Source organism: Thauera sp. 27 (genome assembly GCF_000310125.2).
Classification (GTDB): Bacteria; Pseudomonadota; Gammaproteobacteria; order Burkholderiales; family Rhodocyclaceae; genus Thauera; species Thauera mechernichensis.
In genome coordinates, this window is the sequence record NZ_AMXB01000033.1 from 1 (window position 1) to 16,430 (window position 16,430).

General features: G+C 65.9%; 10 protein-coding genes. 8 read left to right on the forward strand and 2 right to left on the reverse strand.

Annotated features, from left to right (window positions below; all coding sequences use genetic code 11):
- The 6 genes from aroB to B447_RS16300 all read left to right on the forward strand — a co-directional run.
- Positions 1 to 777: 3-dehydroquinate synthase (gene aroB, locus B447_RS16275; RefSeq protein WP_002942823.1), on the forward strand; the 777-nt coding region annotated here is incomplete at its 5' end.
- 38 nt (positions 778 to 815) lie between these two features.
- The gene (locus B447_RS16280) at positions 816 to 1,940 is read left to right on the forward strand and encodes a deoxyguanosinetriphosphate triphosphohydrolase (RefSeq protein ID WP_002925801.1); all 1,125 of its coding nucleotides are present in this window, start codon (positions 816 to 818) and stop codon (positions 1,938 to 1,940) included.
- Positions 1,941 to 2,281: 341 nt separating this feature from the next.
- Positions 2,282 to 6,964 (forward strand): glutamate synthase-related protein, encoded by a 4,683-nt coding sequence (locus B447_RS16285; RefSeq protein ID WP_002925802.1) that lies wholly within the window; start codon positions 2,282 to 2,284, stop codon positions 6,962 to 6,964.
- The gene (locus B447_RS16290; RefSeq protein WP_002925803.1) at positions 6,965 to 8,428 is read left to right on the forward strand and encodes a glutamate synthase subunit beta; all 1,464 of its coding nucleotides are present in this window, start codon (positions 6,965 to 6,967) and stop codon (positions 8,426 to 8,428) included.
- A gap of 81 nt (positions 8,429 to 8,509) precedes the next feature.
- Positions 8,510 to 8,944: a type II 3-dehydroquinate dehydratase gene (gene aroQ / locus B447_RS16295; protein ID WP_002925804.1), complete on the forward strand. Its 435-nt coding sequence runs from the start codon at positions 8,510 to 8,512 to the stop codon at positions 8,942 to 8,944.
- 142 nt (positions 8,945 to 9,086) lie between these two features.
- Positions 9,087 to 11,066: an LTA synthase family protein gene (locus B447_RS16300; protein WP_232431654.1), complete on the forward strand. Its 1,980-nt coding sequence runs from the start codon at positions 9,087 to 9,089 to the stop codon at positions 11,064 to 11,066.
- 48 nt (positions 11,067 to 11,114) lie between these two features.
- Here the strand turns inward: B447_RS16300 and B447_RS16305 are convergent, their stop codons facing one another.
- Together B447_RS16305 and B447_RS16310 are read right to left on the reverse strand one after the other, a co-directional pair.
- Positions 11,115 to 12,368, reverse strand: a complete 1,254-nt coding sequence (locus B447_RS16305; protein WP_002942828.1) for a D-amino acid dehydrogenase — start codon at positions 12,366 to 12,368, stop codon at positions 11,115 to 11,117.
- A 33-nt stretch (positions 12,369 to 12,401) separates the two neighbouring features.
- Positions 12,402 to 13,223: an IclR family transcriptional regulator gene (locus tag B447_RS16310; protein WP_002925813.1), complete on the reverse strand. Its 822-nt coding sequence runs from the start codon at positions 13,221 to 13,223 to the stop codon at positions 12,402 to 12,404.
- Between the two features lie 159 nt (positions 13,224 to 13,382).
- On the opposite strand from B447_RS16310, the gene xsc reads away from it, so the two are divergent.
- Together xsc and pta are read left to right on the forward strand one after the other, a co-directional pair.
- Positions 13,383 to 15,200 carry a sulfoacetaldehyde acetyltransferase gene (xsc, locus tag B447_RS16315; protein ID WP_002942831.1) on the forward strand — a complete coding sequence of 606 codons (1,818 nt, stop codon included), beginning with the start codon at positions 13,383 to 13,385 and terminating at the stop codon, positions 15,198 to 15,200.
- A 179-nt stretch (positions 15,201 to 15,379) separates the two neighbouring features.
- Positions 15,380 to 16,396, forward strand: a complete 1,017-nt coding sequence (gene pta, locus B447_RS16320) for a phosphate acetyltransferase (RefSeq protein ID WP_002925818.1) — start codon at positions 15,380 to 15,382, stop codon at positions 16,394 to 16,396.
- The last annotated feature ends 34 nt before the right edge of the window (positions 16,397 to 16,430 follow it).

The window sequence follows — 16,430 nt, forward strand, 5'->3', positions numbered from 1 at the left end:
GGGGGGGGGGTCGTGGGCGACATGGGGGGCTTCGCCGCTGCCTGCTACCAGCGCGGCATGCCCTTCATCCAGGTGCCGACCACGCTGCTGGCCCAGGTCGACTCCTCGGTGGGCGGCAAGACGGCGATCAATCATCCACTCGGCAAGAACATGATCGGCGCCTTCTACCAGCCCCGCCTGGTGCTGGCCGACATCGATACGCTGGCCACGCTGCCTGATCGCGAGCTCTCTGCAGGCCTGGCCGAGGTCATCAAGTACGGGCTGATTCGCGACCCCGAGTTCCTCGCCTGGCTTGAGCAGAACCTTGAGCGCCTGGTGGCGCGCGACGCCGATGCGCTGGCGTATGCGATCGAGCGTTCCTGCCGCAACAAGGCCGAGGTGGTGGCTGCGGATGAGACTGAGCAGGGCGAGCGCGCGCTGCTGAACCTCGGCCACACTTTCGGCCATGCGATCGAGACCGGCCTTGGCTATGGCGAATGGCTTCATGGCGAGGCGGTGGCTGCCGGCACCATGATGGCAGCGGAGTTGTCGCGTCGTCTCGGTTGGCTGGGCGATGCCGAGGTCGCGCGAGTTGGCGCGCTGTTCGAGCGTGCGCGGCTGCCTGTGTGGGGGCCGCTGCTCGGGGCTGAGCGCTATCTCGAGCTCATGGCGCACGACAAGAAGGTGGAGGCGGGGCGCCTGCGCCTCGTGCTGCTGCGTGAGCTGGGGCGTGCGGTGATCCACGGCGATGCGCAGCAGACCGATATCGCCGCCGCCATCGAGGCGCGCTGCCGCTGAGCGCTTGCGCGTTGCGAGTCTGAACAGAGGAGATGCCGATGCTGCAGCTTGCGCCGTACGCGGTCACCGAACACAACTCGCGTGGCCGTGCCCACGACGAACCCGTGCCGGTGGCGCGCGGTCAGTTCCAGCGCGACCGTGATCGTATCGTGCATTCCACTGCGTTTCGTCGCCTCGAGTACAAGACCCAGGTGTTTGTGAATCACGAGGGCGACCTGTTTCGAACCCGCCTTACTCACAGTATCGAGGTGGCGCAGATCACCCGTGGCATCGCCCGCCAGCTTGGGCTTAACGAGGATCTCGCCGAATCCATCGCGCTTGCCCACGATCTTGGCCACACGCCTTTCGGCCATGCCGGCCAGGAGGCGCTCAATGCCTGCATGCGCGACCACGGCGGTTTCGAGCACAACCTGCAGTCGTTGCGCACGGTGGACGTACTCGAGGACCGCTATGCCGCCTTTGACGGCCTGAACCTCATGTTCGAGACCCGCGAGGGCATCCTCAAGCACTGCTCGCGCGCCAATGCCGAACGCCTGGGCGATGTCGGTCGGCGCTTCCTCGAAGGAACCCAGCCCTCGCTCGAGGCCCAGCTCGCCAATCTTGCCGACGAGATCGCCTACAACAACCACGATGTGGACGATGGGCTGCGCTCGGGTCTGATCACGCTCGAACAGCTCGAAGAGGTCGCTCTGTTCGCCGCGCAGCGTCGCGAAGTCGAGGCGCGCTGGCCCGGGCTGGCGGGACGCAAGCTGATCAACGAGACCGTGCGCCGGATGATCCATCTGATGGTCATCGATCTGCTCGAGCAAACGCGCGCCAACGTCGCCTCAGCCGGTGTCGCCTCGCTCGACGACGTTCGTCGCGCGCCCCGCCTGGTGGCGTATTCCGAGGCGCTGCTGGTGCAACTGCGCGAACTCAAGGCCTTCCTGCGCGAGAACCTTTACCGCCACTACCAGGTGCTGCGCATGACGAACAAGGCGCGCCGCATCGTCAGCGATCTGTTTGCCGCCTTCATGGACGATCCGCACATCCTGCCGCCGCAGTACCAGGCGATGGCGCGCGATGACAAGGCGCGGGCCATCGCCGACTATATCGCGGGCATGACCGACCGCTACGCCATGAAGGAGCATCGGCGCTTGTTCGCCGTTGGCGAGATCCACTGATTCGTGCCACATGCACCTGCCCAATGGCGCGCGGGAATACCTTGCTCCAGATCGCTGCCGCAGTGCAAAAAAATTCTTGAACCCAGCGTTTTGCGGGCGTATAGTTTTTTTCGTCAACAGCCTGTCTGGTGGCGGTGTCCAAAATGGTGCATGCGGGCTATTTGCCCAATCGGCCTGGTCATCCAAAAGCTGTTTTTGCACCAAGTTGGTGCAAATCACAAAGCCGGTGCGCGCGCGCCCGGCTTTTTTGTGCGCGTTCGGTTTTATCGGACCTGACTCCGGTCCGACTGGCCTCCCTGGGCTCCTGCGCGTGATCTTGCGTGTCGTTTGAGGAAAAGAAGATGGATCAGCCCCAAAAGCAGGGTCTGTACGACCCCGCCAACGAACATGATGCCTGTGGCGTGGGTTTCATCGCCCACATCAAGGGCGAGAAACGTCATGACATCATTCTGCAGGGCCTCGAAATCCTGAAGAACCTCGACCACCGCGGTGCGGTTGGTGCCGACCCCCTGCAGGGCGACGGTGCCGGCATCCTGATCCAGATCCCCGACCAGCTCTACCGCGAACAGATGGCCGCCCAGGGCGTGACCCTGCCGCTGCCCGGCGAGTACGGCGTCGGCATGGTGTTCATGCCCAAGGAAGCCGCCTCCCGCCTGGCCTGTGAAGAAGAGATCGAGCGTGCGGTGGTGGCTGAAGGGCAGGTCGTGCTCGGCTGGCGCGACGTCCCGGTCAATCACGACATGCCGATGTCGCCGACGGTGAAGGCCAAGGAGCCGGTGATCCGCCAGATCTTCATTGGCCGCGGTGCCGACGTCATGGTCACCGAAGCGCTGGAGCGCAAGCTCTACGTTGTGCGCCGCCGCGCCGCCAATGCCATTGGCGCGTTGCAGCTCAAGCACGGCAAGGAGTTCTACATGGTGTCGATGTCGGCACGCACTGTGAACTACAAGGGCCTGCTGCTCGCGAACCAGGTCGGCGAGTACTACCTGGACCTGGTCGATCCGCGTGCGAACTCGGCGCTGGCCCTGGTGCACCAGCGTTTCTCGACCAACACCTTCCCGAAGTGGAACCTCGCCCACCCGTTCCGCTACATCGCCCACAACGGCGAGATCAACACCCTGCGCGGCAACTACAACTGGATGCGCGCGCGCGAGAAGGGCGTGCATTCGCCGCTGCTTGGCGACGATCTGCAGAAGATCTGGCCGCTGATCTACCCCGGTCAGTCCGACTCGGCGTCGTTCGACAACGCGCTCGAACTGCTGGTGATGAGCGGTTATTCGCTCGCCCACGCGATGATGATGATGATCCCGGAGGCCTGGGAGTCGCACACGCAGATGGACGAGAAGCGCCGTGCCTTCTACGAGTACCACGCGGCGATGATGGAGCCGTGGGACGGTCCCGCTGCGGTCGCCTTCACGGACGGCCGCCAGATCGGCGCCACCCTCGACCGCAACGGCCTGCGTCCGGCGCGCTATCTGGTTACCGACGACGACCTGGTCGTCATGGCCTCCGAGTCCGGCGTGCTGCCCATCCCTGACAGCAAGATCGTCAAGAAGTGGCGCTTGCAGCCGGGCAAGATGTTCCTGATCGACATGGAGCAGGGTCGCATCATCGGCGATCAGGAGATCAAGGAGTCGCTTGCCCACGCTCGCCCCTACGCCGACTGGCTGCGCCGCATCAACATCAAGCTCGACACGCTGGAGGCGCCTGCGGTAGTCGACGCCGCCGCTGCTGCGGAGCGCGTCGAGCCGCTGCTCGACCGTCAGCAGGCTTTCGGCTACACCCAGGAGGACATCAAGTTCATCCTCGAGCCGATGGGCAAGAGTGGCGAGGAAGGCACTGGCTCGATGGGCAACGACTCGCCGCTGGCGGTGTTGTCCTCCAAGAACAAGCCGCTGTACAACTACTTCCGTCAGCTCTTCGCACAGGTCACCAACCCGCCGATCGACCCGATCCGCGAGCAGATGGTGATGTCGCTGGTGTCCTTCATCGGCCCGCGTCCGAACCTGCTCGAGATCAACGAGATCAACCCGCCGTTCCGCCTCGAGGTCAGCCAGCCCGTGCTCGACTTCGCCGGCATGGCCAAGATCCGCAACATCGCGCGCTACACGCAGAACAAGTTCCGCTCGGCCGAACTTGATATCTGCTATCCGGCCGAGTGGGGCAACGAAGGCGTGGAGGCGCGCCTGGCTTCGCTCTGTGCCGACGCCGAAAACGCTGTGCTGGGCGGTACCAACATCCTGATCGTGTCCGACCGCAAGCTGGCCGCCGACCGCGTCGCCATTCCGGCGCTGCTGGCCTTGTCCGCGATCCACCAGCACCTGGTGGAGAAGGGCCTGCGCACGCGCACCGGCCTGGTGGTCGAGACCGGCTCTGCGCGCGAGGTACACCACTTCGCGGTGCTCGCCGGCTACGGCGCCGAGGCGATCCATCCCTACCTCGCGCTCGAGACGCTCGAGCACATGGCGGGCGATGCCGAAGCCGCCGCCAAGTACGTCAAGCATTTCGTCAAGGCGGTCGGCAAGGGCCTGATGAAGGTCATGTCCAAGATGGGCATCTCGACCTACATGTCCTACACCGGCGCGCAGATCTTCGAGGCCGTCGGCCTCAAGCAGGCACTGCTCGACAAGTACTTCACCGGCACCACCAGCCAGGTGGAGGGTATCGGCGTGTTCGAGGTGATGGAAGAGGCCATCCGTCTGCACAAAGCCGCGTTCTCGGCCGACCCGGTACTGCACGACATGCTCGATGCCGGTGGTGAGTACGCCTTCCGCATCCGCGGCGAAGAGCACATGTGGACGCCGGACGCGATCGCCAAGCTGCAGCACGCCACGCGCTCGGGCAAGGCCGACACCTACAAGGAATACGCCAAGATCATCAACGACCAGGGCAAGCGCCACATGACGCTGCGCGGCCTGTTCGAGTTCAAGACTGCGGCCACCCCGGTGCCGCTGGACGAGGTCGAACCCGCCAAGGAAATCGTCAAACGCTTTGCCACCGGCGCCATGTCGCTCGGCTCGATTTCCACCGAAGCCCATACCACCCTCGCGGTGGCAATGAACCGCATCGGCGGCAAGTCGAACACCGGCGAGGGCGGCGAAGACCCGATGCGCTTCAAGCCGCTGACCGAGGCCATCCGCCTGTCGCAGGTGATCGGTGAGAAGCGCATTGCGCGCGACCTCGAGCTCAAGGCTGGCGACTCGCTGCGCTCGGCGATCAAGCAGGTGGCCTCGGGCCGCTTCGGCGTCACCACCGAGTACCTGGTCAACGCCGACCAGATCCAGATCAAGATGGCCCAGGGCGCGAAGCCCGGCGAAGGGGGCCAGCTGCCCGGTCACAAGGTCTCGGAGTACATTGGCTTCCTGCGCCACTCGGTGCCCGGCGTCGGCCTCATCTCGCCGCCGCCGCACCATGACATCTATTCGATCGAAGACCTGGCCCAGCTCATCCACGACCTCAAGAACGCCAACCCGGTTGCGAGCATCTCGGTCAAGCTGGTGTCCGAGATCGGCATCGGCACGGTGGCCGCAGGCGTGGCCAAGGCTAAGGCCGACCACATCGTCGTCGCCGGCCATGACGGCGGCACTGGCGCCTCGCCGTGGAGCTCGATCAAGCACGCCGGTTCGCCGTGGGAGCTCGGTCTGGCCGAGACCCAGCAGACGCTGGTGCTCAACCGGCTGCGTTCGCGCATCCGCCTCCAGGTCGACGGTCAGATCAAGACCGGTCGCGACGTCGTCGTCGGCGCGCTGCTCGGCGCCGACGAGTTCGGCTTCGCCACCGCGCCGCTGGTCGTCGAAGGCTGCATCATGATGCGCAAGTGCCACCTCAACACCTGCCCGGTTGGCGTCGCCACCCAGGATCCGGTGCTGCGCGCGCGCTTCCAGGGCCAGCCCGAGCACGTCGTCAACTACTTCTTCTTTGTCGCCGAAGAAGTGCGCGAGCTGATGGCCCAGCTCGGCGTGCGCAAGTTCGACGAGCTCATCGGCCGTGCCGACCTGCTCGACATGAAGCAGGGCATCGCGCACTGGAAGGCACAAGGGCTGGACTACTCGCGCATCTTCTACCTGCCGCCGGTGCCGGCCGAAGTGCCGCGACTGCACACCGAGACCCAGGACCACGGCCTCGAGGGCGCGCTCGACCAGCAGCTGATCGCACTTGCCAAGCCGGCGCTCGAGAAGGGCGAGAAGGTCAACATCGACCTGCCGGTGCGCAACATCAACCGCACGGTCGGTGCCATGCTCTCCGGACAGGTTGCGGCGCGCTACGGCCACGCCGGCCTGCCCAACGACACCATCCACATCCGCCTCAACGGCACCGCGGGCCAGAGCTTCGGCGCCTTCCTGGCACGTGGCGTGACGCTCGAGCTGGTGGGCGAGGGTAACGACTACGTCGGCAAGGGGCTGTCGGGTGGGCGCATCGTCGTGCGTCCGAAGGCCGAGTTCCGCGGCAGCACGCCGGAGAACATCATCGTCGGCAACACCGTGCTCTATGGCGCCACCGAGGGTGAGGTGTACTTCGCCGGCGTTGCCGGCGAGCGCTTCGCAGTGCGCAACTCCGGCGCCACTGCGGTGGTGGAAGGCGTGGGTGACCATGGCTGCGAGTACATGACCGGCGGCACCGTGGTCGTGCTCGGCCAGACCGGCCGCAACTTCGCCGCCGGCATGTCGGGCGGCGTGGCCTACGTGCTCGACGAGGACGGCACTTTCGAGCAGCGCTGCAACATGGCGCAGGTTGCGCTCGAGCCGCTGCCCGACGAGATCGCTGCGCGCAAGGGCTCGGAGTCGGGTGACGATCTCGAATCCCATGGCCGTGTCGACATCGACCACCTGACGATGGGCGACGAGCTCATCCTCAAGGGCCTGATCGAGCGCCATGTCCGCTTCGCCGGCAGCGTGCGCGCCCGCGAGATCCTGAACAACTGGGCCACCTGGCGGAAGAAGTTCGTCAAGGTGTTCCCGCATGAGTACCGTCGCGCGCTGGCCGAGATGGCCGAGGCGCGTGAAGCAGAGAAGGAGGCCGCATAAATGGGCAAGCCCACTGGATTTCTGGAGCATCAGCGTCTGTCAGAGGCCTACGAGCCGGTCGACAAGCGCCTGAAGACCTACAAGGAGTTCGTCCTGCGCCTGACCGACGAGCAGGCATCGGTCCAGGGCGCGCGTTGCATGGACTGTGGTATTCCGTTCTGCAACAACGGCTGCCCGGTCAACAACATCATTCCGGACTGGAACGACCTCGTGTATCGCGGCCACTGGCGCGAGGCGATCGAGGTGCTGCACTCGACCAACAACTTCCCCGAGTTCACCGGCCGTATCTGCCCCGCGCCCTGCGAGGCCGCGTGCACGCTGAACATCAACACCGACGCGGTGGGCATCAAGTCGATCGAGCACGCCATCATCGACAAGGCCTGGGAAGAAGGCTGGGTGTTGCCGCTGCCGCCCGAAACCCGGACCGGCAAGAAGGTTGCGGTGGTCGGTTCCGGCCCGGCGGGCTTGGCGGCTGCGCAGCAGCTGGCACGCGCCGGCCATGACGTCACCGTGTTCGAGAAGAACGACCGCATCGGCGGCCTGCTGCGCTATGGCATCCCCGACTTCAAGATGGAGAAGGGCCTGATCGACCGCCGTGTCGAGCAGATGCAGGCCGAGGGCGTGCGCTTCCGCACCGGTGTGCTCGTCGCCGCGAAGGACATGCCGGCCGGCATCGTCAATGATGCCAAGGAAGTCATCAGCGCCGAGCAACTGCAGAAGGACTTCGATGCCGTGGTGCTGGCAGGCGGCGCCGAAGTGCCGCGCGACCTGCCGGTGCCGGGGCGCGAGCTCGGTGGCGTGCATTACGCGCTCGAGTTCCTCATCCCGCAGAACAAGCAGGTCGCCGGCGACAAGCCCAACCCGATCTCGGCCAAGGGCAAGCACGTGGTGGTGATCGGCGGCGGTGACACCGGTTCCGATTGTGTCGGAACCTCGAACCGCCACGGCGCGGCGAGCGTGACCCAGTTCGAGCTGATGCCGATGCCGCCCGAGCAGGAGAACAAGCCGCTGGTGTGGCCGTACTGGCCGACCAAGCTGCGCACCTCCTCCTCGCACGAGGAAGGCTGCGAGCGCGACTTCGCTGTTGCGACCAAGGAGTTCATCGGCAAGAACGGCAAGGTCAAGGCGCTCAAGGCCTGTCGCCTGGAGTGGAAGGACGGCAGGATGTCCGAGGTGCCGGGCTCCGAGTTCGAGATCAAGGCCGACCTCGTGCTGTTCGCCATGGGCTTCACCCAGCCGGTGGGCGGTGTGCTCGAGGCCTTCGGTGTCGACAAGGACGCGCGCGGCAACGCCAAGGCGACCACCGACGGTGAAGGCTGCTACACCACCAACGTGCCCAAGGTATTCGCCGCCGGCGACATGCGCCGTGGCCAGTCGCTGGTCGTTTGGGCAATCAGGGAAGGTCGCCAGTGCGCCCGCGCAGTCGATGAGTTCCTGATGGGTGAGAGCCTGCTGCCGCGCTGATATCCTCTGCGCTGAAGCGATTCGCGAAAGGCGGTCTGCGGGCCGCCTTTTTTACGACTGTGTTTTGCGGAGTCCTGCCCCATGCCCAAGGTTCTCGTCATCAACGGCCCCAACCTAAACCTGCTCGGTACGCGCGAGCCCGAGATCTACGGCGCCACCACCCTTGCCGATGTCGAGCGCGGCCTGCAGGAGCAGGGCGAGGCGCTGGGCGTCGAGGTGCTGTGCTTCCAGAGCAACCATGAAGGCGCGATTGTCGATCGCATCCATGCCGCGCGTGGCGAGGGCGTCGCCTGGGTGCTGATCAACCCGGGTGCCTACACGCATACCAGCGTGGCGATCCGCGATGCGCTTGCCGGGGTGGCGATCCCCTTCGTCGAGGTGCATATCTCGAACGTGCACAAGCGCGAGCCCTTCCGTCACCACTCGTACTTGTCGGATGTTGCCGAGGCGGTGATGGCCGGCTTCGGCACTCAGGGCTACGGACTTGCGCTGCAGTTCGTCGCTTCCCGTTGCTGAGACCGTGAGTGGGCGGCTGCGGGTCGCAAAGACTTGTCGCAATTTGCGTTGTTGCATTGCGGGGAAAAGCGGACGCGTTCGATAACAGACGATTGTTACACGCGTATTATCCTCACTCCCGATTTTCATCCGGAGTGCCGCCGTGCCCACGTCCGCAAGCCGTTCCCCCGCCAGGTCCGAGTCACAGTCAGCGGCGCAGTCTCCCGCTGTCGGCGTCACGCGTCCGCGCGCAGGGCTTCGTCACGTGCGCGAGTGGGGCTATGCGTTGGGCCTGGTGGCCGCCTGGTATGCGCTCGCACAATGGGCCAGCGCCCATTTCCTGGATGTGGCGCCGCGTCCGGACGCCTGGCTGCGTGACCTCTCCGCACACCTGCTGATCGGCGGCCTGCTGTTCCTGATGGCGCGCAGCGTCGCGCGCTTCGGCGTGGCGATGGCCGTGCTGTTCTCTGCGTTTACGGTAGGTAATGCGCTCAAACTTGCGGTGCTGGGCGGCCCGGTCATGCCCGACGACTTCGTCGCGGCAAGAAATCTCTTTTTGTTGCTGGAAGGCTGGCAGCTTTGGGGCAGCGTGGCGATGCTCGCGTTGCCGCTGGGGGCTCTGGCCTGGATGTTCGCCTGGCGCCGTCCGCGCGCCTGGGGCACCGTGGCCGCGGTGGCCGCGGGCGTCTGGATGATCGTTGCCCAGCCGGCCGTGGTCACGAGCTGGATGGATGCCCGCTTTGGCGACTGGGTGTGGAACCAGCGCGGCAACTATGAGATGCGCGGCCTGCCCATTCATCTGGTGCAGGAGGCGGCGCGCAACCTTGCGCGCAGGGGGGCTGCACCGGCCTCCGACGAGGTTGATGGCGCGCTCGCCCTGCTCGGTGCGACTCAGCCCAGCCCCTTCATGCGCGCCGCGGCCCGTCGTGACGGACGGGGCGGGCGCAATGTGCACATGATCGTGCTCGAGTCCTTCTGGGATCCGGTGGCGCTCAAGGCGGCCGGTCTGTCGGCCGACCCGCTCGATCCGGCCTTCCGCAAGCTGTGGAAAGCTGCCGGCAACGCCAAGGTGATGTCGCCGGTGTTCGGCGGCTACACTGCAAATGCCGAGTTCGAGGCCTTGTGCGGCTTCCCGGTGATGACCGATGCCGTCTTCTTCGAAGGCCGGCTGCGGCGCGACGTGCCCTGCCTGCCGCGTCACCTGGGCGAGGCCGGCTACCGCAGCTACGCCTCGCACCCGAATGCGGCGCCGTTCTGGAACCGCATCAACGCCTACCGACGCATTGGTTTCGAGCACTACTGGTCCGACCGCGACTTCGAACTCGACGACATGAACCGCGAGTTCCTCAGCGATGCGTCGCTCTATCGCCAGGTGCTCGAACGCATCGGCCCTGAGCTCGGTAATGGCCAGCCGGTGTTCAACTATGTGCTGACCTATTTTGGCCACCTCGACTATCCGCTCAACGCGCAGCGCCCGCAGGTCATCGATACCAGGACCGACAACGCCCTGGTCAAGGCTTATGCCAACACGGTGTATTACAAGTCGCGCGAGCTGATGGCCTTCCTCGGCGAACTGCGCGGGCGTGACCCCGACGCCATCATCGTGCTGTTCGGCGACCATCTGCCTTCGCTGGGCTGGAACCATGGCGGCTATGCCGAGTCAGGCCTGCTCGCGCCGAACCGCGCACAGTTCGACGACCCCATGTTCCGTACCCTGGTGTCGACTCCGCTCGTGGTCATCGACGGCAAGCGTGGTCCCTTGCGCACCGGCGACCTGCCGATCTACGCCTTGCCCGCGCTCATCCTCGATCTGCTCGACGACGAGCGTGAGACCATGCTGCGCTTTGCTGCGCGCAGTGACGATGCGGTCCGAATCCGCCCCTTGCCCGGGGTCCAGCTGGCGCTCGAAGGCAAGCGCCTCACGGTGTGCCGCAATGGCGAACTCCTGCCCGAGTGCGAGCCGGTTGCCGCCTGGGTTGCAGCCATCGAGACGCTCAAGCGCGACCTCTTCAGCGGCGCCCAACATGCGCTGCAGGCTCCGGCAGGCAAGCCGATGCTGCAGACGGTGGAGCTGGAGGCCGAGGAGGTGACGGTGGAAGCCGCGCTCGATACCTTGGCCACCGAGGGCGCGCCGGACGTCTGACGCCGCCCCGCCTGGGGGGGGCGTGCGCGCTGCGCAGCTTGAGCCCTTTCAGGCAACTTCAGCTAGATGCACCGCGGGTGCGTGCCCCGCAACCAGGTCGCTCAGCGCGGCGGCCGATCCGCAGGCCATGGTCCATCCGAGTGTGCCGTGGCCGGTGTTCAGCCACAGGTTCTCGTAGCGGGTTGCGCCCACGAGGGGTACGCCTCCCGGGGTCGCTGGTCGAAGCCCGCACCAGGTCTTTGCTGCGCCCGCGGGCCTGAGCTGAGGGAACAGCTCGTGCACCCGGCGCATCATGGCCTCCTGGCGGACGAGGTTGGGGCGCAGGTTGAAGCCGTCGAACTCGGCCGTACCGGCGACCCGCAGCGAGTTCCCCAGGCGCGAGAACACGAGTTTGTGGCCGTCATCGGTCAGGCTGGTGAACGGCGCAACGCTATCTTCTGCGAGGGGAATCGTCGCCGAGTAGCCCTTGGCCGGATAAATGGGTGCGCGAATGCCCAGTGGCGTCAGCAGCTGTGGGCTGGCGCTGCCCGTGGCGACGATGAAACCATCCGCTTCGATGTGCTCGCCCTGAAGCGTACGTGCAGCAGCAATGCGCTGCCCTGTGCGCTCAAGGTTCGTGATCGTGGTGCCGAAGCGAAATGCCACGCCGGCGCGCCGGCAGCGCTCGCCGAGGCTTCGGGTGAAGCGATGTGCATCCCCGGACTCATCGTCGGCGGTGAAGTCACCGCCCACCAGCAGCTTGCGGGCACCCTCGAGCGCGGGTTCGATCGCAATGCACTCATCGACCCCGACTGGCCGCCGGTCACAACCGAAGTCGCGCAGGACAGATGCCGCACGCAGCGCGTGCTCATACTCCCGGCGGTCGGTGTAGAAGTGCAGGATCCCGCGTTCCTGATGGTCGTAGTCAAGCGGGCAATCCTCTGCAAAGGCGGCGCGCAGCCTCTGTAGTTCGCTGCGGCTGTAGCGCGCCAACTCCACGATGCGTCCAATGTTGGCGCGTGTGCGCCACGGCAGGCATTCGCGGAGGAAGGCCGCCGACCAGTTCAGCAGTGCCCGGTCGGCGCGCAGCCGGAAGCGCAGTGGCGCGTCTTCGCGACCGAGCCAGTACAGGGCTTTCAAAGGCGTACGCGGGCTTGCCCAAGGTTCGGCATGCGACACCGAGATCTGCCCGCCATTGGCATAGCTGGTCTCCATGCCGGCATCGGGTTGGCGATCTATGACCGTCACCTCGAAGCCCTTGCTGTGCAAGTACCAGGCAGTGCTGATGCCGATGACGCCGCCGCCGAGCACCGCAATCCTCATCCTGGCCTCCCCGATCCACGTGCTGGTTCTGACTCAGGCGCACTCGGCCTGCGAGCTACCGGCGCTGTCGGCTTCGATTGCCGCCAGTGCCGAGGCCGCGCGGCGCAGCGCCGGTAAGGAGTCGAGAGCGTTGCGTTCGGTCATCCGCATGATCGGGGCCTGCATGGCGATCCCCATGTTCGAACGCCCCTCGGGCGCGGGCACAAGGACGGCAATGCAGAACAGGCCGGGCAGAAACTCCTCGTTGTCGAAGGCATAGCCAAGCTCGCGCACCTGTTCGATTTCGGCTTCAAGGGCGTTCAGGTTGGTGAGCGTACGCGTCGTGTATTGCATCAGCGGCGCGTTGGCGAGCAGTCGGCGGCGTTGGGCGGGCGTCATCTGCGCCAGGAACAGCTTGCCGCTTGCGGAGCAGTGCGCCGGAACCCGCGAGCCCGGGTGCAGATAGAAGCGCAGTGGGGCGGCTGTCTCGACGCGGTCCAGATACAAGACCTCGCTTCCCGACAACGCGGTGATGTTGCAGCTTTCGCCCACTTCTTCCACGAGCTGCCGCAGCACGGCGTGGCGCGCCCCATGGATCGTGTCATTGAGGAGGAGGTTCTCGGCGAGGCGGCGCAGGCGCGCGCCGGTGCCGTACTGCCGCCCATCGCTGTCGCGCTGGAGCATGCCTGCCGCCTCCAGTTGCTGGAGCATGCGGTGCAGGGTCGGCTTGGGCAGGCCGGTTTCCTCGACGAGCCCCTGCAGCGTCACGAGCTGGTCCTTGGCCGCAATGACCTCGAGCAGCGCCAGCAAACGCATGGTGGGGGTATCGCCATCGATCTTGGCGATCTCGGCGCGGTTCGAACGGAGCTCAGTCATGGTGTCCTCTCCGAAATATTCCTGAAAAGTGAACGTATCGTACCGTTTTTTGGAATTTGATGTTGACCTTTTGGGGTGTTGGACCTAGAGTGCGTTCACGTATCTCGGATATCGGAATGTTTGGTACCGATTTCGTTCAACTAACTCCCAGGAGACAGCATGAGCCAGCCCACCCCCGACGGCCGCAGCGTGGCCAGCGGCCCGACCAAGATGACCCCCTCCGAAGCCTTCGTCGAAACCCTGGTGTCCAACGGCGTCACCGACATGTTCGGCATCATGGGCTCGGCCTTCATGGACGCGATGGACATTTTCGCGCCGGCCGGCATCCGGCTGATCCCGGTGGTGCACGAGCAGGGCGCGGGCCACATGGCCGACGGCTACTCGCGGGTGTCGGGCCGCCACGGCGTGGTGATCGGCCAGAACGGCCCGGGCATCAGCAACTGCGTGACCGCGATCGGCGCGGCCTACTGGGCGCACAGCCCGGTGGTGATCATCACCCCCGAGACGGGCACGATGACGATGGGGCTGGGCGGCTTCCAGGAGTGCAAGCAGCTGCCGATGTTCCAGGAGTTCACCAAGTACCAGGGCCACGTCACCCACCCGGCGCGCATGGCCGAATACACCGGCCGCTGCTTTGACCGGGCGATGAGCGAGATGGGCCCGACGCAGCTGAACATTCCGCGCGACTACTTCTACGGCGAGATCACCTGCGAGATCCCCAAGCCGGCGCGGCTGGACCGTGGCGCGGGCGGCGAGCAAAGCCTCAATGAAGCGGCCGAGCTGCTGGCCAAGGCCAAGTTCCCGGTGATCATCTCGGGCGGCGGCGTGGTGATGGCCGACGCGATCGAGGAGTGCAAGGCGCTGGCCGAGCGCCTGGGCGCGCCGGTGGTCAACAGCTACCTGCACAACGACTCGTTCCCGGCGAGCCACCCGCTGTGGTGCGGCCCGCTGGGCTACCAGGGCTCGAAGGCGGCGATGAAGCTGATCAGCCAGGCCGACGTGGTGGTGGCGCTGGGTTCGCGCCTGGGCCCGTTCGGTACGCTGCCGCAGCACGGCATGGACTACTGGCCCAAGAACGCGAAGATCATCCAGATCGACGCGGACAACAAGATGCTCGGGCTGGTGAAGAAGATCTCGGTGGGCATCTGCGGTGATGCCAAGGCGGCGGCGGTGGCGCTAACGGCGCGGCTCGCGAATCGTGCGCTCGACTGCGACGCCACCAAGGGCGAGCGCGCGGCGAAGATCGCCGCCGAGAAAGCCGCGTGGGAGAAGGAGCTCGACGAATGGACGCACGAGCGCGACCCGTTCAGCCTGGACATGATCGAAGAGAACGCCAAGGAGAAGCCGTTCTCGGGCGGCGAGTACCTGCACCCGCGCCAGGTGCTGCGCGAGCTCGAGAAGGCGATGCCCGAGGACGTGATGGTGTCGACCGACATCGGCAACATCAACTCGGTGGCCAACAGCTACCTGCGCTTCGAGAAGCCGAGGAGCTTCTTTGCGGCGATGAGCTTTGGCAACTGCGGCTACGCCTTCCCGACCATCATCGGTGCCAAGGTGGCCGCGCCGCACCGTCCGGCGGTGTCGTACGCGGGTGACGGTGCCTGGGGCATGAGCCTGATGGAGACGATGACCTGCGTGCGCCACAACATTCCGGTGACCGCGGTGGTGTTCCACAACCGTCAGTGGGGTGCGGAGAAGAAGAACCAGGTGGACTTCTACAACCGCCGCTTCGTCGCTGGCGAGCTGGACAACCAGAGCTTTGCCGAGATCGCGCGCGCGATGGGTGCCGAGGGCATCACGGTCGATCGTCTGGAGGACGTGGGGCCGGCGCTGAAGAAGGCGATCGACCTGCAGATGAACCACGGCAAGACGACGATCATCGAGATCATGTGCACGCGCGAGCTGGGCGACCCGTTCCGTCGTGACGCGCTCTCCAAGCCGGTGCGATTCCTCGACAAGTACAAGGACTACGTCTGAGCGCTCCGGGGTTCCGAACCCCCGCCGCGCCCAGCTCGGGCGTGGCGGGTTCCTCCGCTCAATCCACTCCTCCCTCCCCCTGGGATTGAGCTTGGCCGGCGCCAGGGCCCCGTGCCCTGGCGGCCGGCATCTTTTCCCGCTCGAGCGTGTGCAGGGCGGGATGCAGAGGACCCAGAATCATGAAGGCTATCAATCGCATCATCGATCGCGCCCGTGCCAATCCGGGGCGCATCGCGCTGTGCGAAGGCGACGACCCACGCGTGCTGCAGGCCGGGCTGCGCGCGACACGCGAAGGTACTGCGCGCATCCTGCTGGTCGGCGATCGTGCCCGCATTACCCAGCTGGCGGAGAACGAGGCCATCGACCTGAGCGGCATGACCCTGATCGACCCGGCCGATTCGCCTCTCGCCGAGGGCTATGCCGAGGAGCTGTTCCGGCTGCGCGAGAAGAAGGGCATGACGCGCGCGGCAGCTGCGGAGGAGGTGCGCAAGCCGCTCGTGTTCGCCAACCTCATGGTGCGCATGGGCGATGCCGACGGCTCGGTGGCCGGCGCGGTGCACACCACCGCCGACGTGGTGCGGACCGCGATCCAGGTGATCGGTACCGACCCGGCGTTCAAGCTTGTGTCGAGCTTCTTCCTGATGATGATGTGCGAGCCCTTCCACAGTCTGAAGGGAGGGCTCATCTTCTCGGATTGCGGCCTGGTGGTCGATCCGGATGCCGAGGCGCTGGCCGAGATCGCAATGGCCGCGTCCGACAGTGCCCGCAGCCTGCTCGGAGAGGAACCGCGCGTAGCGATGTTGTCCTTCTCCACGAGCGGCAGCGCCAAGCATGCAGCGGTGGACAAGGTCGTTGCCGCTTCCGAGCGCGTCAAGGCGCTGCGCCCTGGACTGGCGATAGATGGCGACGTCCAGCTCGATGCCGCCATCGTCGCCGAGATTGCGAATCGAAAGCTCCCCCAGTCGCAGGTGAAGGGGCGGGCCAACGTACTGATCTTCCCCAATCTCGAGGCCGGCAACATCGGCTACAAGCTTGCCGAGCGCGTCGGCGGCGCAGTCGCCATCGGGCCGTTGCTGCAGGGCCTGGCCAAGCCGGCCAACGATCTGTCACGCGGTTGCAGCGCCGAGGACGTGTTCCACGTCATCGCGGTGACCGTCGTCCAGGCACAGGATGCCGCAGCCAGGGCGGCGCGCTGAGTGCAGTGGCGGACGCGTCCGGCTGAGGGCAGGG